General features: G+C 54.8%; 18 protein-coding genes. 4 read left to right on the forward strand and 14 right to left on the reverse strand.

Annotated features, from left to right (window positions below; translation table 11 throughout):
- Window positions 1–107: 107 nt before the first annotated feature.
- From M8370_RS14175 to soxR, 4 genes are all read right to left on the reverse strand, one after another.
- Window positions 108–1,754: a Na+/H+ antiporter gene (locus M8370_RS14175; RefSeq protein WP_013095075.1), complete on the reverse strand. Its 1,647-nt coding sequence runs from the start codon at window positions 1,752–1,754 to the stop codon at window positions 108–110.
- Window positions 1,755–1,904: 150 nt separating this feature from the next.
- Window positions 1,905–3,254: a guanine/hypoxanthine transporter GhxP gene (gene ghxP / locus M8370_RS14180; protein ID WP_013095074.1), complete on the reverse strand. Its 1,350-nt coding sequence runs from the start codon at window positions 3,252–3,254 to the stop codon at window positions 1,905–1,907.
- A 298-nt stretch (window positions 3,255–3,552) separates the two neighbouring features.
- Window positions 3,553–4,224: a glutathione S-transferase family protein gene (locus M8370_RS14185; RefSeq protein WP_013095073.1), complete on the reverse strand. Its 672-nt coding sequence runs from the start codon at window positions 4,222–4,224 to the stop codon at window positions 3,553–3,555.
- Window positions 4,225–4,584: 360 nt separating this feature from the next.
- Window positions 4,585–5,043, reverse strand: a complete 459-nt coding sequence (gene soxR, locus M8370_RS14190) for a redox-sensitive transcriptional activator SoxR (RefSeq protein ID WP_013095072.1) — start codon at window positions 5,041–5,043, stop codon at window positions 4,585–4,587.
- Window positions 5,044–5,140: 97 nt separating this feature from the next.
- Here soxR and soxS point away from each other — a divergent pair, with 97 nt between their 5' ends.
- Window positions 5,141–5,467, forward strand: a complete 327-nt coding sequence (gene soxS, locus M8370_RS14195) for a superoxide response transcriptional regulator SoxS (RefSeq protein WP_013095071.1) — start codon at window positions 5,141–5,143, stop codon at window positions 5,465–5,467.
- Between the two features lie 6 nt (window positions 5,468–5,473).
- On the opposite strand, the gene pdeC is transcribed toward soxS, so the two are convergent.
- Entirely contained in the window at window positions 5,474–7,039 is a 1,566-nt protein-coding gene (gene pdeC / locus M8370_RS14200; protein WP_023622182.1) for a cyclic di-3',5'-guanosine monophosphate phosphodiesterase PdeC, read from the reverse strand.
- A 557-nt stretch (window positions 7,040–7,596) separates the two neighbouring features.
- Here pdeC and M8370_RS14205 point away from each other — a divergent pair.
- On the forward strand, window positions 7,597–7,878 hold the full coding sequence (locus tag M8370_RS14205) for a YjcB family protein (protein WP_008503385.1): 282 nt from the start codon (window positions 7,597–7,599) through the stop codon (window positions 7,876–7,878).
- 61 nt (window positions 7,879–7,939) lie between these two features.
- On the opposite strand, the gene M8370_RS14210 is transcribed toward M8370_RS14205, so the two are convergent.
- Both M8370_RS14210 and ssb1 read right to left on the reverse strand, forming a co-directional pair.
- Window positions 7,940–8,575 carry a hypothetical protein gene (locus tag M8370_RS14210; RefSeq protein WP_248032452.1) on the reverse strand — a complete coding sequence of 212 codons (636 nt, stop codon included), beginning with the start codon at window positions 8,573–8,575 and terminating at the stop codon, window positions 7,940–7,942.
- Window positions 8,576–8,675: 100 nt separating this feature from the next.
- The gene (ssb1, locus tag M8370_RS14215; protein WP_003860284.1) at window positions 8,676–9,200 is read right to left on the reverse strand and encodes a single-stranded DNA-binding protein SSB1; all 525 of its coding nucleotides are present in this window, start codon (window positions 9,198–9,200) and stop codon (window positions 8,676–8,678) included.
- 251 nt (window positions 9,201–9,451) lie between these two features.
- Between ssb1 and uvrA the strand changes: the two genes are divergently transcribed.
- A complete protein-coding gene (gene uvrA / locus M8370_RS14220) occupies window positions 9,452–12,274 on the forward strand; it encodes an excinuclease ABC subunit UvrA (RefSeq protein ID WP_250021214.1) in 2,823 nt (940 codons plus the stop codon).
- A 3-nt stretch (window positions 12,275–12,277) separates the two neighbouring features.
- Here the strand turns inward: uvrA and M8370_RS14225 are convergent, their stop codons facing one another.
- From M8370_RS14225 to dnaB, 6 genes are all read right to left on the reverse strand, one after another.
- Complete coding sequence (locus M8370_RS14225; protein ID WP_013095068.1) at window positions 12,278–12,631, reverse strand: MmcQ/YjbR family DNA-binding protein; 354 nt, start codon at window positions 12,629–12,631, stop codon at window positions 12,278–12,280.
- A gap of 2 nt (window positions 12,632–12,633) precedes the next feature.
- Entirely contained in the window at window positions 12,634–13,050 is a 417-nt protein-coding gene (locus tag M8370_RS14230) for a secondary thiamine-phosphate synthase enzyme YjbQ (protein ID WP_013095067.1), read from the reverse strand.
- A gap of 112 nt (window positions 13,051–13,162) precedes the next feature.
- Complete coding sequence (aphA, locus tag M8370_RS14235) at window positions 13,163–13,876, reverse strand: acid phosphatase AphA (protein WP_013095066.1); 714 nt, start codon at window positions 13,874–13,876, stop codon at window positions 13,163–13,165.
- 217 nt (window positions 13,877–14,093) lie between these two features.
- Window positions 14,094–15,287, reverse strand: a complete 1,194-nt coding sequence (gene tyrB / locus M8370_RS14240) for an aromatic amino acid transaminase (RefSeq protein WP_250021215.1) — start codon at window positions 15,285–15,287, stop codon at window positions 14,094–14,096.
- Window positions 15,288–15,413: 126 nt separating this feature from the next.
- Complete coding sequence (gene alr / locus M8370_RS14245; RefSeq protein WP_250021216.1) at window positions 15,414–16,493, reverse strand: alanine racemase; 1,080 nt, start codon at window positions 16,491–16,493, stop codon at window positions 15,414–15,416.
- A 16-nt stretch (window positions 16,494–16,509) separates the two neighbouring features.
- Window positions 16,510–17,922, reverse strand: a complete 1,413-nt coding sequence (dnaB, locus tag M8370_RS14250) for a replicative DNA helicase (RefSeq protein ID WP_013095063.1) — start codon at window positions 17,920–17,922, stop codon at window positions 16,510–16,512.
- Window positions 17,923–17,982: 60 nt separating this feature from the next.
- Between dnaB and M8370_RS14255 the strand changes: the two genes are divergently transcribed.
- Complete coding sequence (locus tag M8370_RS14255; protein WP_046887569.1) at window positions 17,983–18,966, forward strand: quinone oxidoreductase; 984 nt, start codon at window positions 17,983–17,985, stop codon at window positions 18,964–18,966.
- Window positions 18,967–19,150: 184 nt separating this feature from the next.
- Here the strand turns inward: M8370_RS14255 and pspG are convergent, their stop codons facing one another.
- A complete protein-coding gene (gene pspG, locus M8370_RS14260) occupies window positions 19,151–19,393 on the reverse strand; it encodes an envelope stress response protein PspG (protein WP_013095061.1) in 243 nt (80 codons plus the stop codon).
- Between the last annotated feature and the right edge of the window lie 129 nt (window positions 19,394–19,522).

Consider the following 19,522-nt stretch of genomic DNA (forward strand, 5'->3'; position numbering starts at 1 on the left):
GGCCTCCGTGCAGGCATTATTTTGTGGGGAACCCTCAGCCCACAGGGAGAGGGAACCGATCGCGCACGTAGGCCCGGTAAGCGCAGCGCCACCGGGCAAAAACAGCGTTACTGATTCTCTATCAACAACGCTTCCAGCAGATCCAGATCGTGCAGCAGCTTTTGCAGCGTCTCGTTGCTGATCTGCCGCGTGGCGCGCAGGTGATACAGCTCGGCACGCTCGGAGCGCAGCGCCGCCAGACGGAACCGGCGCTCCAGGTTCTCCTCCTGCAGCGAGCTTTCCACATCGTTACGGCCGTCAGCCCGGCGACGCAGATTACCAATCACGCGTGAGCTCACCTCCGTCAGCAGCTGATTGTCGATGTTCTCTTCGGCATCGGCGGCCAGGCGCTCTTCCATTTTCTGAATAGCGACAATCGCCACTTCGGCAGTGGCAGCGCGGGCAATCCGCTCCTCTTTATGCTGCTGCGTGGCGTCCCCGGCGTCGATATGCTGCAGCAAAATCGGCAGCATAATCACCCCGACAAACAGTGAGAACAGGATCACGCCCGCCGCCAGGAAGACCAGTTCATAACGCGCCGGGAAGACATCGCCCGTCGGCAACAGCAACGGAATGGAGAGCACACCGGCCAGGGTAATCGCCCCGCGTACCCCCGCAAAGGAGGCAATCAGCAGCTCACGCGTGGTCCACGAACCAAACTCCATCGGCTTTTTCTTCAGGAAGCGCACGCTGAAGTTTTTCATCGTCCACAGCCAGCCGAAGCGCACCAGCATCAGCGCCATGTAGATCAGCACGATGTCGGTAAAGAGCATCCAGACTTCAACGTTCGGATCGGCCTCCGCCGCCACCAGAGAGGATTCCATAATGCCCGGCAGCTGCAGACCCAACAGCAGGAAGACCATGCCGTTAAAGACAAATTCCAGCATTGCCCAGGTGCTGTTTGCACGCAGACGCATGGCCAGCGGCGCGCGGCGCATTACGCCGGAGCGGGTGATGGTCATCCCTGCCGCGACCGCTGCCAGAATGCCCGACACGCCAATGTGTTCGGCAATCAGATAGGAGGCAAACGGCAGCAGGAACAGCAGTACGATCTGCGTTGCGGGTTCATCACCGCCCCAGCGGCTGAGGAAGCGCAGCGAGCGGCCATACAGCCAGCTCACCACGAAGCCCGCCAGGATACCGCCAATAGCAACCTTAAAGAATTCCAGGGTCGCGCCACCAACGGTAAAGATCATCGTTCCCATTGCGACGGCCACGGCGAACTTCAGGGCAACCAGACCGGAGGCGTCGTTCATCAGCGCCTCTCCCTGTAAGATGCCCATGATTTTCTTCGGAATCCGCCCTTCACCCACTATGCCGGACAGCGCCACGGCATCGGTTGGCGACAGGACTGCGGCCAGCGCAAAAGCGGGGATTAACGGGATCCCCGGAACCACCCAATAGATCAGGAAACCAATCCCGACCACGGTCACGACGACCAGCGCCAGCGCCAGACCGAAGATCTCGCGCCCATGTTCCAGAAACTCGCGCGTGGGTGTTTTCCAGCCATCAGCAAACAGCAGTGGCGGGATAAACAGCACGAGGAACAGTTCCGGGTCGAACTCAACGTGCAGGCCAAACGTCGGCCACGCCAGCAGCGCGCCGATGGCAATTTGCATTAATGGCAGGGGGACCTGAAAGGGCAGTACGCGTGTAACCACCCCGGATAATGAGACCACAAGGGTCATGATGAGTATTGTGAAAAAGATTTCCATGCGTTCCCTGTTTGCTGTGTTACTTATGTACTACGGAAGGCGTCGTGCCTTTTATTCTATCTTCCCCAGAGTAACGCAAAAGGCAACGGGATGAGTCCTGAAAATAAAAACGGGCGGCCTGAGCCACCCGTTTTCGCATCAAAGGACAATTTAGATTGCCCAGCCGCCCGCGTAGAACACCACCAGCGCAACGGCGATAACCACGGTGCCGATGTTCAGCTTGCGCCACTCACCGGAGACCAGGCGACCAATCACCAGCGACGCGAAGCCGATCATGATGCCGGTCACGATGTTACAAGTCAGCACGATAAATACCGCAGTGATCAGACCTGACATCGCGTCCACAAAGTCCGCAAAGTCAATTTTCGCCACGTTGCTCAGCATCAGCAGGCCGACGTACATCAGTGCCGGAGCCGTAGCGTAGGCCGGCACCAGGTAAGAGAGCGGAGAGAGGAACAGGATCAGCAGGAACAGCACACCAACGGTAATGGCGGTCAGGCCAGTTTTACCGCCTGCCGCGGTGCCCGCAGCGGACTCGATATAGACCGCAGCCGGAGAAGCGCCTACCAGACCCGAGAAGACGCTGCTCAGGGAGTCGGTGGTCAGCGCTTTGCCACCGTCGATAATCTGACCGTCTTTATCCAGCAGGTTCGCCTGACCGGCCACCGCACGGATGGTACCGGTGGCATCAAACACCGCCGTCATCACCAGCGCCAGCACGCTTGGCAGGATCACCGGGTTCAGCGCGCCGACAATATCCAGGCTGCCAATCAGGGAGTTACCGTTGTCATCGCTCAGTGACGGCATGGCAAAAATACCGGAGAAATGCACGGTCGGATCGAAAATCAGGCCAACAATGGACACACCGATAATGGTCAGCAGAATGCCGCCTGGGACTTTCAGTTTTTCCAGACCAATAATCACCGCCAGGCCAATCAGGGACATGATCACCGGGAAGCTGGCGAAGTGACCCAGCGCCACCGGCAGACCGTCCAGCGGGTTCTTAATGACCAGACCCACGCCATTGGCGGCAATCAGCAGCAGAAACAGCCCGATACCGATACCGGTGCCGTGTGCTACGCCGTGCGGCAGGTTGCGCAAAATCCAGCTACGAATGCCGGTTGCCGAGATAATGGTGAACAGCACGCCCATCAGGAAGACGGCGCCCAGGGCAACCGGTACGCTGATGTGTTGGCCCAGCACCAGGCTAAACGCGGTGAAGGCGGTCAAGGAAATGGCACAGCCAATCGCCATCGGCAGATTCGCCCACAGCCCCATTACGATGGAGCCAACACCGGCGACAAGACAGGTTGCAACAAAGACCGCTGCCGGTGGGAAGCCTGCTTTACCGAGCATGCCCGGCACAACGATGACGGAGTACACCATTGCCAGAAACGTTGTCAGACCGGCAACGATTTCCTGGCGCACGGTGCTGCCGCGAGCAGAAATTTTAAAGATGGCGTCAAGTGAACCGCCGGTACGCGCGGATGGCGTAGACATAGAAAACATCCCCTGAGAGTTTTTATAGAAAGTCCGTAAGCGTGGTGGAGACTCCACTGCCAGCAAAACGTCAAATCCTTGTGCTGCGTTTGCGACGAAAAGGGGCGTCACAAAAAAAGCAAACGTTTAGCTCCGCGCTTACAAAACGGGTGGTCAAATTTAGGCAAACGATTATCCAGCCTAATCACCGCCCTTTTCAACTGAACTTTCTCGTTTTTCGCTAAATTTCCCTTATGACGATGAAGAAATAAGCAGAGGATGCGCAAACGTTATCGTTTATGCGCAATGGGGTTACAAATTACGCCTCGCCAGGGATCGTTAACGGCCCACCTTGTTCCAGGGTTCTCTGCCAGGCAGGACGATTTTCGACCTTTTTCTTCCAGGCATGGGTGTGCGGAAGATCCTCGACACCGCCGCGTGCCAGCAGCGCAAAAATCGGGAAACTCATCTGAATATCGGCCATGCTGAGAGTCTCTCCGGCAAACCAGCTATTTTCAGCCAGGTGAGATTCAATAAAACGCGCGTGGGTTTCAAGCTGGGGGTTGAGATAGGCTTTTTGCACGCCCTGACCCAGCGCTTTCCCCAGCGTGCGTATCCCAAACGGCACGGGCGGTTTACCGAGGCTGCTAAATACCAGCTTCATTAACAGCAGCGGCATAAGAGAACCTTCTGCATAGTGTAGCCAGAAGCGGTATTGCACCTTATGGGCAGGATCCAGCGGCTTAAGCTGCGATTCTGCGTCGTAGGTTTCCTGCAGATATTCCAGAATGGCACCGGATTCAGCAAGGATCAGCCCATTGTCTTCAATGACCGGTGACTTGCCCAACGGATGCACGCGTTTAAGGGACTCGGGAGCCAGCATCGTTTTTTCGCGCTGGTAGTGAACAATCTCATAGGGCAGAGAAAGTTCTTCCAGAGCCCAGATCACGCGGTGTGAGCGCGACTGGTTAAGGTGATGTACCGTGAGCATAGAGGTCTCCTGTTATTCATACTTTTTAACTATAGAAAATTGAACAACACCGCGAAAAATATTCGCCAAAAAAGCGGCCCCGGTGACTGGCGAAAAAGCGGCCCTTACATAGAATTAAAGTGTCAGCACAAACCGGAACCTCCTCAACCAGCTCGACATGAGGGGTGCTGATGTCGGGGGAAACCCTCCCGTGAGCCAGCGGGATAGAGAGAAAGACAAAGACCGGAAAAAACTAAAGCGCCCATATGTGGCGCTTTAGTTCTTTATTATGCTTTTTGCCGGATGGCGCTTCGCTTATCCGGCCTACGTTCTCGGTTTTGTAGGACGGGTAAGGCGCAGCCGCCACCCGGCAAACAGATCTCAATCCTCTTCCAGCAGCCGCGCCCCCGTCCCCTGTTCGCCCAGTTTGTCACCGGGGTTGCGTAACGGGCAATCGCTGCGCGACAAACAACCGCAACCGATGCACCCGTCCAGTTCGTCACGCAGCGCCACCAGCGTATGAATACGCCGGTCCAGCTCCTCTCGCCACTGGGATGACAGCTCTTTCCACTCTTTCGGGCTCAGCGTGTGGCCTTCCGGTAACACGCCGAACGCCTCACCGATGGTGGCCAGGGGAATTCCGATTCGTTGCGCAATTTTAATAATCGCCACGTAGCGGAGCACGTCACGGGTGTAGCGACGCTGGTTTCCGGCGTTACGGATGCTTTTGATTAACCCTTTACTTTCATAGAAGTGGAGCGCCGATACTGCCACACCGCTTCGCTTAGCCACTTCACCCGGGGTCAAAAGCGCTTTTATTCTCGGCAATCTCTTTTCCATAAAACCTCTTTACCTCAAGTTAACTTGAGGAATTATACTCCCCCACAGAGAAAACGACGAATCAACCAGGAAAGTTGTATCTACAGAGGGCAACCTTATGTCGCATCAGCAAATTATTCAGACACTTATTGAATGGATTGATGAACATATCGACCAACCGTTGAACATTGATGTGGTCGCGAAAAAGTCGGGCTATTCGAAATGGTATTTACAGAGAATGTTCCGGACCGTAATGCACCAGACGCTGGGTGAGTACATTCGTCAGCGCAGGTTACTGCTGGCAGCGCAGGCGTTACGCTCTACGCAGCGGCCTATTTTTGATATCGCGATGGATCTGGGGTATGTGTCGCAACAAACCTTTTCCCGCGTGTTTCGCCGCGAGTTTGACCGCACGCCAAGCGATTACCGTCACCAGTTGAATTAAGGTTTATCAGTGCAAAGGTTGCTGCTGCCAGGTCATAAACTCCTGGGGCGGCATCGCTTTCGCGAAGTGCCATCCCTGACAGAACTGTACGCCGCGCTTCAACAACCAGCTTACCTGCTCGGCAGTTTCTACCCCTTCCGCAATGGTTTTGAGCCGCAGGCTCTGCGCCATCTCGATAATATGCTCGGCGATAAGATGGCTGGTGCTGTTGGTGGTTAGGGTGTCGATAAAGGATTTGTCGATTTTCAGAATATCGACATTCAGCGAGTAGAGATTATGCAGGTTCGAGTAACCTGTACCAAAATCGTCGATTGCCACTTCATAACCCGCCTGACGAAAAGCCTGGATAACCGGCGTAGTTTTCGGCACATCAATAAATCCGCGCTCCGTCACTTCGATTTTGATCTGCTGCGCACGTACGGCATAGTGCCGCGCTTTGTCGGAAATCATGGCGATCAGCCGCGAAGAGTGAAAATCCGTCGCCGACAGGTTGATCGAAATATAGAGGTCAGGATGCGCGGCCAGGAAATGGCCCAGATCGCTGAAGACCTCTTCTACAACATAATCCGTGATGCGTTCACTCATCCCCTCTTTTTCCGCCAGCGGGATGAATTCCGCCGGGCTCATGACAGGCCCGTTAAAACCAGGCCAGCGTAACAACGCCTCTGCCCCCACGCACTGATTATTCTTGATATCGATGATTGGCTGATAATGGACACAAAGCTGACGTTTATTCAGCGCCCGATGCAGCAATCGTCCTGGGGAGTTCAGCTCACGGTGGGTGCGCGACCAGACCAGCAAAATAATGATGCTACAGATCATTCCCAGCGGCAGCGTCAACGTCGCCTGATGGTAGAGCGTTTCATAGAAGCGTTTATTCGACGTTGAAACGATGGCGGCAATCGGACGTTTATCCGATTTTACCACCGTATAAAAACGGTCATCTTTTTGAAATACCACGTCCTTATCCCGAATCATCGAGTTTAATAAAGAAACGTTGGCTTTCTGACTGACGGAAAAGAAGGCATTCGTTACCGTATCGTACACGCCCCATGAGAGAGAGTGATCGGTGGACATCACTTCACTGTACGAGAGCGGATTAACCACCACGACATAATTCCCGCGCTGCATATATGTCATTTTATAGCCAGTGAAAAATGGCGTATCACGGTAATAATAGATAGCGATATCGGGTTTACGGATGTAATTAGCGGGGGAGATCGCATAAGGACGATCCGGGGTAAAAATGGATGAACAACGAAAATTCTGGCCTTCGGCATAAATTAAATCAGCGATGAACAGACGGCCGCGAACCACGTTCAACATATATTGCCGATGTGACGGCGTACAAACTTTACCCTGATATTTTTCCGCTTCGGCCCGGGCCAGATCAACCTGTTCAATAACCAGTTCAGTTTTGTCTAAAGCCAGTTCAGCAAATGTGCGTAACTGCGCGCTTGTTTCCGACACCGCTCTTAGCTGGGCAAACCATAGCGCAAGCATCACCGGCAGCATAACTACCATGATGATCCCTACCACTCTGAGCATCTTGCGCCGCGCGCTACGATTCATTTCCCGCCCTATATCCCTGCATGTTGTACGCCTGTAGTAATGAAGGCCGGATGCTTTGATAAACAGGTGATTACGTTGCATGAATCATGCGAAGTTAGCAACTGACTTTTAGTATTAAAAATCTTAAATTTCGTTATGACGATAATATTTGTCCGTAAGCTAAACTAAAAGTATTCGTTCCGTTTCTATTAAGGAAAATATTTATCCAGCCTGAACGGGTGTATTTTGATCAATGTTTTATAAACGTTCTGCTATTACCACATTATTTTCAGGATCAGCAGAGAATAAGGCTTCATTTATAAAAAGGCATCGCTGGGAACGCCGTTGCCCTCCTCTACTCGACCAAAGGAGGTTGCTCCCGGCACGTGGTGGGTTCGCATCCGCCGATGTCGAAGGCAACCCCATCCTGCCGCCTCTCTTTTTCAGCGTAATAAAATCCCCAATCTGCTCGCACAGGCACTGGCGAATAAATCAACAAATGTGATATAGTTCACACATATCATGTAACGAGAAACACTGTTTCATTCAGTTCGTCTGTTTTGGAGAGGATGGGTTTTATGGCAACCATTACGACCAGCATGGTTCTCCTGCGCTGGCCTTTGTTGAGTGCGGTACTGATGTTTTTAGCCAGCACGCTGAACATTCAGTTTCGTAAATCTGACTACGCGGGTCTTGCGGTCATCAGTACGCTGTTAGGACTGGGCGCGGCTTGCTGGTTTGCAACGGGTCTGCTTGGTATCACCCTGCTGGATATTGCCGCCGTCTGGGAAAATATTAAAGTAGTGATGGTTGAGGCAATGAGCCATACGCCACCAGACTGGCCGATGGTGATTACCTGATGGTCGTTTCATAACAGCATGTTAAAAGCCTCTCTTACGAGGCTTTTTTATTTTCAAGGCATCAGTCCACAGCAGGCAGCGGGAGTTTACTGATGATCGCCAGCCGGTTCTGATGATGCTCCTCATCGCCCCATAGCCAATCAACCTGATTGCCGATATCGCTGTCTTTCATTATCGGTCTCATTTCACAGGTAATCATGTCATAGGCGTACAAATGATGGCCGCTGGCGATAGCATCATACAGACGTGATTGCCAGAAACTCATACCATCACGTGTCTGGTGACGGTCTGTGATGATGACATTGTATTTTTCCAGCAAATACTGAGAAAACACTTTTCCGGGCAGATCGCGCAACACGCCACGATGCGATGGTTTAGGTGACCGCCATATCAGGATTTGCGTAACCGGCATGTAGTTCAAAAAAGCATCTTTCTGATAAATCACGCGATTGTAGTAAACAATCTCCCTGGTGATTTCATTCACCAGGGCCAGTTCAAAATGCTCGTTAGGAATACTTGCAATACGATTTTCCGCCCTGACAAAATGATAGCCTGGAGGGAATGGGCCAAAACTCAGCTCGTCATCGACTGACGCACGAAGGGAAATTTCATTCAGCAACGTCGTATTATGGCTGTCCACTGTAAGCATTGCGAATGTCTTCTGAACGTCTGCGGGATCAAAGAGTTGTTGTGGCATAGCTCCTCGCGGATGAGATGGGTCAGGCACCAAATATAACGTGATGATAATTAAACAAGAAGCCCTGCAACAGCAGGGCTTTCTTTAGTGCTGAAGACAATCAGAACGGAATATCGTCGTCGAAGTCCATTGGTGGTTCGTTAGACGGTGCCGGAGCGGACTGCTGCTGCGGGCGAGACTGCGCGCCGCCACTGAACTGGTTGCCGCCCTGTGGCTGCTGAGGCTGGCCCCAACCGCCCTGCTGCTGGCCGCCACCTGCTGGTGCGCCGCCGCCCTGACGGCCTCCCAGCATCTGCATGGTGCCACCAACGTTTACCACCACTTCAGTGGTGTACTTTTCCTGACCGGATTGATCGGTCCATTTGCGGGTACGCAGTTGGCCTTCAATATAAACCTGAGAGCCTTTACGCAGATACTCACCGGCCACTTCTGCCAGTTTGCCAAACAGCACAACGCGGTGCCATTCGGTCTGCTCTTTCATCTCACCGGTCGCTTTGTCACGCCAGGATTCGGAAGTAGCCAGCGTAATGTTGGCAACTGCGCCACCACTCGGCATGTAGCGTACTTCCGGGTCCTGGCCCAGATTACCGACGAGAATCACCTTGTTTACGCCTCTGCTGGCCATGTTCGTGTCTCCTGAATACGTTTCTTAATAGTGTAAACGCGCGAGTGTACCATTTCCACGCGTCAATTTGCATAGTTGCGTGGCGGGTTCAGAAATCTCTCGCGAACTCGACATTGTTACACAGCTAATCAGAAAATGCATTCCAATACTGTATATTCAAACAGGTTAAATTGTGTCATAATTAGCCGTTTCTGACAGCCGTTTGTCCTTCAAACAAACCAGGCAATCCGTGTTCCAACCGGGAAAGGTGAATGGATAAGATCGAAGTTCGGGGCGCCCGCACCCACAATCTCAAGAATATCAACCTCATAATCCCTCGCGACAAACTCATCGTCGTGACCGGGCTTTCGGGGTCTGGCAAATCCTCACTGGCTTTCGACACCCTGTATGCCGAAGGACAGCGCCGTTACGTTGAATCACTCTCTGCGTATGCGCGCCAGTTCCTGTCATTGATGGAAAAACCGGATGTAGACCATATCGAGGGGCTTTCGCCTGCTATCTCTATTGAGCAGAAGTCCACCTCCCACAACCCGCGTTCAACGGTCGGTACCATTACCGAAATTCATGACTACCTGCGTCTGCTGTATGCCCGCGTAGGAGAGCCGCGCTGCCCGGATCACGACGTGCCGCTGGCGGCGCAGACCGTGAGCCAGATGGTGGATAACGTGCTGTCGCAGCCAGAAGGCAAACGCCTGATGCTGCTTGCCCCAATCATTAAAGAGCGTAAGGGCGAGCACACCAAAACGCTGGAAAACCTGGCAAGCCAGGGGTATATCCGCGCCCGTATCGACGGCGAGGTATGTGACCTGTCCGATCCCCCGAAGCTGGAGCTGCAGAAAAAACACACCATCGAAGTGGTGATTGACCGCTTTAAAGTGCGTGACGATCTGGCGACCCGTCTGGCGGAATCCTTTGAAACTGCGCTGGAACTCTCTGGCGGTACGGCGGTGGTCTCCGATATGGACGACCCGAACGCGGAAGAACTGCTCTTCTCCGCCAACTTTGCCTGCCCGATTTGCGGCTACAGCATGCGTGAGCTTGAGCCACGTCTGTTCTCCTTTAACAACCCGGCGGGAGCCTGCCCGACGTGTGACGGCCTGGGCGTACAGCAGTATTTTGACCCGGACCGCGTGATCCAGAACCCTGAACTGTCGCTGGCTGGCGGTGCGATCCGTGGCTGGGATAAGCGTAATTTTTACTACTTCCAGATGCTTAAATCGCTGGCAGAGCACTACAAGTTCGACGTGGAAGCGCCGTGGGCCAGCCTGAGCCCGAACGTGCACAAAGTGATCCTGTTCGGTTCCGGTAAAGAGAACATCGAGTTCAAATACATGAACGATCGCGGCGATACCTCCGTGCGTCGCCACCCGTTCGAAGGGGTGCTGCACAACATGGAGCGCCGCTACAAAGAGACCGAATCCAGCGCGGTGCGCGAGGAGCTGGCGAAGTTCATCAGCAACCGCTCCTGCGCCACCTGTGAGGGCACGCGTCTGCGTCGCGAAGCGCGCCACGTGTTTGTCGAAAACACGGCGTTGCCGACCATCTCAGACATGAGCATCGGTCACGCAATGGACTTCTTCAACAACCTGAAGCTCTCCGGCCAGCGGGCGAAGATTGCCGAAAAAGTGCTGAAAGAGATCGGCGACCGTCTGAAATTCCTGGTGAACGTCGGCCTGAACTACCTGACGCTTTCCCGCTCCGCAGAGACGCTGTCCGGCGGTGAAGCCCAGCGTATCCGTCTGGCCAGCCAGATTGGCGCGGGCCTGGTGGGCGTCATGTATGTCCTGGACGAACCGTCCATCGGCCTGCACCAGCGCGACAACGAGCGTCTGCTCGGAACGCTTATTCATCTGCGTAACCTCGGCAACACGGTGATTGTGGTCGAGCACGACGAAGATGCTATCCGTGCTGCCGACCATGTGATCGACATCGGCCCGGGCGCGGGCGTGCACGGCGGCCAGGTGGTCGCGGAAGGTACTCTGAAAGACATCATGGCGGTGCCAGAGTCGTTAACTGGTCAGTACATGAGCGGCAAGCGCAAAATTGAAGTGCCGAAACAGCGCGTGGCGGCGAACCCGGAAAAAGTGCTGAAGCTCACCGGCGCTCGCGGCAACAACCTGAAAGACGTGACGCTGACGCTGCCCGTCGGGCTGTTTACCTGTATCACCGGCGTATCCGGTTCGGGTAAGTCGACGCTGATCAACGATACGCTGTTCCCGATTGCGCAGACGGCGCTGAACGGCGCGACGCTGGCCGAACCTGCACCGTACCGCGACATTCAGGGGCTGGAACATTTCGATAAAGTTATCGACATCGACCAAAGCCCGATTGGCCGTACGCCGCGTTCCAACCCGGCGACCTATACCGGCGTCTTCACGCCCGTCCGTGAACTCTTCGCCGGTGTACCGGAAGCGCGTTCGCGCGGCTACACGCCAGGACGTTTCAGCTTTAACGTTCGCGGCGGCCGCTGTGAAGCCTGTCAGGGCGACGGCGTGATCAAGGTTGAGATGCACTTCCTGCCGGATATCTATGTGCCGTGCGACCAGTGCAAAGGCAAACGCTATAACCGTGAAACGCTGGAGATTAAGTACAAAGGCAAGACCATCCACGAAGTGCTGGACATGACCATCGAAGAGGCGCGCGAGTTCTTTGATACCGTTCCTGCGCTGGCGCGTAAGCTGCAGACGCTGATGGACGTAGGCCTGACCTACATTCGTCTGGGGCAGTCAGCGACCACGCTCTCTGGAGGTGAAGCGCAGCGCGTGAAGCTGGCGCGTGAGTTGTCCAAACGCGGTACCGGGCAGACGCTGTACATTCTCGATGAGCCGACCACCGGTCTGCACTTTGCGGATATCCAGCAGTTGCTCGACGTTCTGCATCAGCTTCGCGATCAGGGCAACACTATTGTGGTCATTGAGCACAACCTGGACGTGATTAAAACCGCGGACTGGATTGTCGATCTCGGCCCGGAAGGCGGCAGCGGCGGCGGTGAAATCCTCGTCTCCGGTACGCCAGAGACCGTTGCAGAGTGCGAAGCCTCGCACACCGCGCGCTTCCTTAAACCGTTGTTGTAATTGTCACACGGAGAGTTGCTGTCGGGTCGCTTCCGGCAGCAGCTCAACCGCCTGCTGATAAGACGCGTCCACCAGGTAGTAAATCTGCGATCCCGGGAGCGAACCGTCGAGATAGACCGTACTCCAGTGCGCTTTGTTCAGATGTTTGCTCGGCCGGACATCGTCGTGCTGCTGACGTAATAGCTCCGCCAGCTCCGGGCTGGTTTTCAGCGACGCCGCCGGGCGGCCTTCCACCTCTTTCACCATCGCAAACAACACATCTCCCACTTTAATCTGCGTGGCTTTCCAGTCGCTGTGAACGCTCTGCTCCGCGCCTGGCTTACTCATGCAGTACTGCAGTAGCTCCGAAATTGTCATCTTTATTCCCCTTGTAGCGTTGCGATAATTTTACGCGAACCACCGTGAATGCGATGTTCTCCCAGCCAGATCCCTTGCCATGTTCCCAGCAGAAGCCGCCCGTTGTGTACCGGCAGCATTAGCGATACGCCCAGCAGAGAAGATTTGATATGCGAAGGCATGTCGTCCGCCCCCTCATAGTCATGCTCGTAGGAGGCGTTGTCCGGAACGGTTTTCAGAAAATGCCGCTCCATATCAGACCGGACGGTGGGATCGCAATTTTCATTAAGCGTGAGAGAGGCCGACGTGTGCTGAAGCAGCAGATGCAGCAAACCCGTTTTGACGCGCGACAGGTCGCGGATCTGCCCGATAACTTCATCCGTCACCAGGTGAAATCCGCGAGGTTTAGCGCTTAAGGTCAGGGTTTGTTGGTACCACATGTGCTGCTCCGTTATGAAAGTGAATCTTTCTAAGTGTGCAGCAAGAAGACGAAAGGTAAAACCCGCAGCGACGAGATTTGATTAAAAAAGAGCCAAACTCGCCGCCAACGATTTAATACTCTGAGTTCACAATGACCTCTTCGCCAAACTTCCCGGCCATTGGCAGCGGGCGATAGGTCGAGTTTGAGGCGCGTAACACCCTGATCCCTCTGGCTCCCACATCACGCGCGGCGCTGATATCATTGTCTGAATCACCGTAGAAGACTTTGATATGTTTCTGCTCCAGCCACTGGGTTTTGGTGTTTTGTCCCGGTTTGTCACCCGCGAAAATCACCGGGTTCATGCTGGCCGCCGGGATCAGGAAATCATCCTGCAGGGTTTTAGAGACGGTTTCCGTTTTGGTCTGGCTGCGTCCGGTAACGAAGTAGATGCTGTCGCCGCGTTTTACATGCATGGCGATAAGCGCGCGGGCCACCTCTTTCGGGATGCTGAATTCGTCCCAGCCGTTGTTCATCTTTTCCCAGAACTCCGGGTTTTTCAGATACGCTTCGCTGTCCGGTGAGTATGTTTTTTTACCGCGCCAGAACCCGGGGCTGGAGAAGAGAACGGTATCGTCAATATCAAAGCCCACGGCCATTGGCGGGCGGCCCATCAAGCTGTTTTCAATCTGGGCTACAGAGACCCAGTGAATGGGGGCTTGTTCAGCCAGAATAGCGGCGGTAGTGCCGGTGTAAAGCGGCGTCGGTGCGGAAGCGCGCGCGACGACCGTACTGTTAAGCGAGAACAATAAGCAGGCGGCGCTGAGCGCCAGTGTGATCTTGCGCATATTTTCCCTTGAATATTCAGTTTGTTATCGTTTTAATTTGAGCGACTGGTCAAAAATCTATCCGACCATAACCCCAGCGGGAGATGAAGGGAAGGAGTTTTTGCTTATGAGGTTGGATAAAAAGAAGAAGATCACAGAATGCCGGGCAACCTGTTTGTGCGGCCTGATGCCCTCATCCCGGCCCTCTCCCACGGGGAGAGGGAGGGTGAGTAAGTACTTACATTACTGCAGCAAATGCCTGCGCCACGCGATGAACGTTGCTGGCATTCAGACCCGCCACGCACATACGTCCGCTGGCAATCAGGTAGACGCCGAACTCTTCGCGCAGACGTTCAACCTGTGCGGCGCTCAGCCCGGTATAGCTAAACATCCCGCGCTGTTTAAGCAGATAGTCGAAGTTATGCCCCGGTACGGCCTCTTTCAGCACGTTAACCAACTCCTGACGCATCGACAGAATACGCTTACGCATGGATTCCACTTCTGCAAGCCAGCTGGCTTTTAGCTGTTCGTCTCCCAGCACAGTCGCCACCACCTGCGCGCCAAAGTTTGGCGGGCTGGAGTAGATGCGGCGCACGGTCGCCTTCAGTTGCCCCAGTACGCGACCTGCCGCTTCGGCGTCTTCGCACACCACAGAGAGGCCCCCCACGCGCTCGCCGTACAGGGAGAAGATTTTTGAAAACGAGTTGCTGACCAGAACAGGCAGCCCGGCGCTGGCCACGGCACGGATGGCATAGGCATCTTCTTCCATCCCTGCGCCAAAGCCCTGATAGGCGATGTCGAGGAAGGGGATCAGGTTGCGCGCTTTCAGCACCTCAATCACCGCATCCCACTGAGCGTTGGTGAGATCTGCCCCGGTCGGGTTGTGGCAGCACGGGTGCAGCAGCACTATGCTGCGCTCTGGCAGGGTATTCAGTTTTTCCAGCAGCGCGTCAACGCGCACGCCGTTGGTTTCACTGTCGAACCATGGATAGGTCGCCACCTTAAAGCCAGCACCCTCAAAAATCGCCACGTGGTTTTCCCAGGTGGGATCGCTGACCCATACCCCTGAATCCGGGAAGTATTTTTTCAGGAAGTCCGCACCCACTTTAAGCGCGCCTGAACCGCCCAGGGTCTGGATGGTTGCCATACGTTTTTGTGCGAGCACCGCGTGATCGGCACCAAACAGCAGCGGCGCGATGGCGTTACGGTAAGTATTGAGCCCTTCCATCGGCAGATAAAGAGAAGCACCGTGCGGGGCGGCGTTAAGACGCGCTTCCGCTTCAGCAACGGCTTTCAACTGAGGAATAATGCCGTCCTCGTTGTAATACAGACCAATGCTGAGATTCACTTTGTCGCTGCGAGGATCTTCTTTGAAACGCTCCATTAAGGAGAGAATGGGGTCGCCGGCGTAGGCGTCAACTTTCTGAAACACGCGATGGTTCTCCGGAATTCGATGAGGCAGGGAATTCAACAATAAACCGGATATGACAGAAGATCGAGCGTTTAACCTGTTCCATGCCGGGTCAGGCAACGCTGCCCCCCCGGCATTCACAGTAGTTTAATCGATGTACTTCATCGCCACCCTTGATGTCAGGCGTGTTATAAGTTCGTAAGCACTCACTTTCGTGATTTCCGCGATGCGTTCGACGGGCAAACCGTCACCCCACATCACCACATCGTCGCCCGCTTTATCCTGGGCATCGGGGCCGAGATCTACGCAAATCATGTCCATCGCCACGCGACCGACAATCTTCACTTCGCGGCCATTGACCAGAACCGGCGTACCGGACGGCGCAGCACGTGGATAACCGTCGCCATACCCCATCGCCACCACACCCAGCCGGGTGTCACGCTCGCTGGTCCAGGTGCCGCCGTAACCCACCGGTTCCCCCGCCTTGTGCTCACGCACCGCAATCAGCTTAGACACCAGGGACATCACCGGCTGGAAGCCAAAGTCCGGCCCCCAGGGTCTGTTCTCCAGCGGCGATACGCCGTAAAGAATAATCCCCGGACGCGCCCAGTCGAAGTGCGACTGCGGCCACAGCAGAATGCCACTGGAGGCCGCGATAGAGCGCATCCCCGGCTTGCCTTCGCAGAAGGTGTTAAAGATGTCGAGTTGTTGTTCAGTAGCGCCGCAGTCAGGCTCATCAGCCCGGGCAAAATGGCTGACAATATTTACCGGCTGGCGGACATTTTTGCACTGGCACAGACGCTGATAAAACGTCTGCGCGTGTTCCGGACGTACACCCAGACGGTGCATGCCCGTGTCGAGCTTCATCCAGACGGTGACTGGCTCGCTCAGTTCAGCGGTTTCGAGGGCGGAAAGCTGTTCTTCGTTGTGTACCGCCGTATGCAGATGCTGGTCTGCAATGGTCGGCAGGTCTGCAGCCTCAAAAAAGCCTTCGAGCAGCAAAATCGGTTGGGTGATCCCCCCCGCGCGCAGGCGGAGGGCTTCTTCAAGACGGGCAACGCCAAAGGCGTCGGCATCGGGGAGCGTTCGCGCGGTCTCAAGAAGACCGTGTCCGTAAGCGTTCGCTTTCACGACTGCAACAAGTTTACTGGCGGGAGCCAGTTCACGCAGACGTTGCAGGTTGTGTCGCAGAGCGCGGCGGTTAATCACAACAGTTGCCGCTTGCATTTGATTTCCTTAGAAATTACTCATCATCATATTGAGGACCGGCATAGTTGTCGAAACGCGACCACTGTCCGTTAAAGGTCAGACGTACCGTACCGATAGGGCCGTTACGTTGTTTACCGATAATAATTTCGGCGATCCCTTTCAGGTCGCTGTTCTCGTGATAAACCTCATCACGGTAGATGAACATGATTAAGTCGGCATCCTGCTCGATGGAGCCGGATTCACGCAGGTCGGAGTTGACCGGGCGTTTGTCGGCACGTTGTTCCAGGGAACGGTTAAGCTGCGAGAGCGCCACGACAGGCACATGCAGCTCTTTGGCTAATGCCTTGAGCGAGCGGGAAATTTCCGCAATCTCCAGCGTACGGTTATCGGAGAGCGACGGCACGCGCATCAGCTGAAGGTAGTCGATCATGATAAGGCCAATACCGCCATGCTCGCGGGCGATACGGCGCGCACGGGAGCGCACTTCTGTCGGCGTCAGGCCGGAGGAGTCATCGATATAGATGTTACGTTTTTCCAGCAGGATCCCCATGGTGCCGGAGATACGCGCCCAGTCCTCATCGTCGAGCTGACCGGTACGGATACGGGTCTGATCCACACGAGAAAGCGACGCCAGAGAACGCATCATGATCTGCTCTGATGGCATCTCCAGACTGAAGATTAAGACCGGCTTATCCTGCAACATCGCCGCGTTTTCGACGAGGTTCATCGCAAAGGTGGTTTTACCCATCGACGGACGCGCGGCGACGATAATCAAATCCGACGGCTGCAGGCCTGCGGTTTTCTTATTGAGATCGTCATAGCCGGTGTTAACTCCGGTTACGCCATCGTGCGGCTGCTGGAAGAGCTGTTCAATACGGGCGACGGTGGCATCGAGCACATCGGCGATGTTTTTTGGGCCTTCGTCTTTATTGGCGCGACTTTCAGCAATTTTAAAGACGCGGGATTCCGCGAGATCGAGCAGGTCTTCGCTGGTGCGACCCTGCGGATCAAAGCCCGCTTCGGCGATTTCATTCGCGACCGAGATCATCTCACGAACAACGGCGCGTTCGCGAACGATGTCCGCATAAGCGCTAATGTTCGCTGCACTTGGCGTGTTTTTCGACAGTTCTGCTAAATAAGCAAAACCGCCAACGCTGTCCAGTTGCCCCTGCCGCTCCAGCGATTCCGCGAGCGTAATCAGGTCAATCGGGCTACCAGACTCCTGCAGGCGCGCCATTTCGGTGAAGATGTGGCGGTGCGGGCGGGTGTAGAAATCGTCGGACACGACGCGCTCGGCGACGTCGTCCCAGCGCTCGTTATCCAGCATTAAACCGCCCAACACCGACTGTTCCGCTTCAATCGAGTGCGGCGGGACTTTTAACCCGGCGACCTGAAAATCACGCTCACGAGGTTCAGTCTGTTTGTTGAAGGGTTTGTTTCCTGCCATAGTGAATGGAGTTACCGAGATAAAGAGTGGGTCGAAAGATTACCACATTCTGGAGGAAGCATGGCAACACGTATTGAATTTCACAAGCATGGTGGCCCTGACGTACTCAACGCGGTGGAGTTTACCCCCGCCGCGCCTGGCGAAAATGAAGTGCAGGTTGAAAATAAAGCCATCGGCATTAACTACATCGACACCTATATTCGCGGCGGCCTTTATCCACCGCCGTCACTGCCGAGCGGTCTGGGTACCGAGGCGGCGGGCGTGGTCAGCAAAGTGGGCAGCGCCGTTAAGCATATTAAAGAAGGCGATCGCGTGGTGTATGCGCAATCGGCGCTGGGCGCTTACAGCTCCGTGCACAACGTCCCGGCTGACAAAGTTGCCCTCCTGCCCAATGCCATTTCGTTTGAACAGGCCGCGGCCTCCTTCCTGAAAGGGCTGACGGTCTATTATCTGCTGCGCAAAACCTATGAAATCAAACCCGACGAGCAGTTCCTGTTCCATGCGGCTGCGGGCGGCGTAGGGCTCATCGCCTGCCAGTGGGCCAAAGCGTTAGGCGCAAAACTGATCGGCACCGTGGGGAGCGCGCAAAAAGCCCAGCGCGCGCTGCAGGCCGGCGCCTGGCAGGTGATTAACTACCGGGAAGAGAGCATCGTTGAACGCTTAAAAGAGGTAACCGGCGGCAAAAAAGTGCGCGTGGTATATGACTCGGTAGGGAAAGATACCTGGGAAGCGTCTCTGGACTGCCTGCAGCGCCGCGGTCTGATGGTGAGCTTCGGTAACGCGTCAGGCGCGGTGACCGGTGTGAATCTGGGTATTCTGAACCAGAAAGGCTCGCTGTATGTCACTCGTCCATCCCTGCAGGGCTACATCACCAATCGCGAAGAGTTGCTCGAAGCCAGTAACGAACTGTTCTCGCTGATTGCCAGCGGGGTCATCAAAGTGGATGTGGCAGATGCGCAAAAGTACGCGCTAAGCGATGCACAACGTGCGCATGAGGTGCTGGAGAGCCGGTCAACGCAGGGGTCAAGCCTGTTAATTCCCTGATCCCATAAAAGAAATTGGGCTTCCCTGAGGAAGCCCTTTCTTTTTTTAGTTCGGCTGTATGTAGGGTACAGCTCGATGAATTCTTTAGCGGCAGCCATAGTGACAGATTCGATAAGTAAATCCTATTCCGTTCTAAGCAATGCCGCCGGAAAAGTTGCAGGTATGTGACGAACCCCTCAATACCTTAGTAACGAAAGCGGTTATTACGCTGATAAGTGGGCAGTTTTGGTGATTTAATCGCCCGTATAACCCACACCACCGCAACGGCCAGCAGCAGCCACGGCAGAAGTTTGATCGTCAGGGCAAATAATCCGCCAATAAACATGACCACTGTCGCTACCACAAGCGCTGCCAGAATGCCGAGCAGCGACACGCCGGTGGCTAACAGCATGACAAAAAAGCCAATCACAAAAAGCAGTTCCAGCATGGTTCTCTCCCATGAGTTCCCGAATGATGTCGCAATCATTACAAGATCCATGCCAACTCTAACGTGTTGTTATAAAAGCAAAACGCCCCGCAAGGCTGTGCGGGGCGTGGTGAATTTGACGAATTTTTA

The sequence above is a fragment of the Enterobacter cloacae complex sp. OE43NF genome, from assembly GCF_023544405.1.
GTDB classification, from domain to species: domain Bacteria; phylum Pseudomonadota; class Gammaproteobacteria; order Enterobacterales; family Enterobacteriaceae; genus Enterobacter; species Enterobacter cloacae.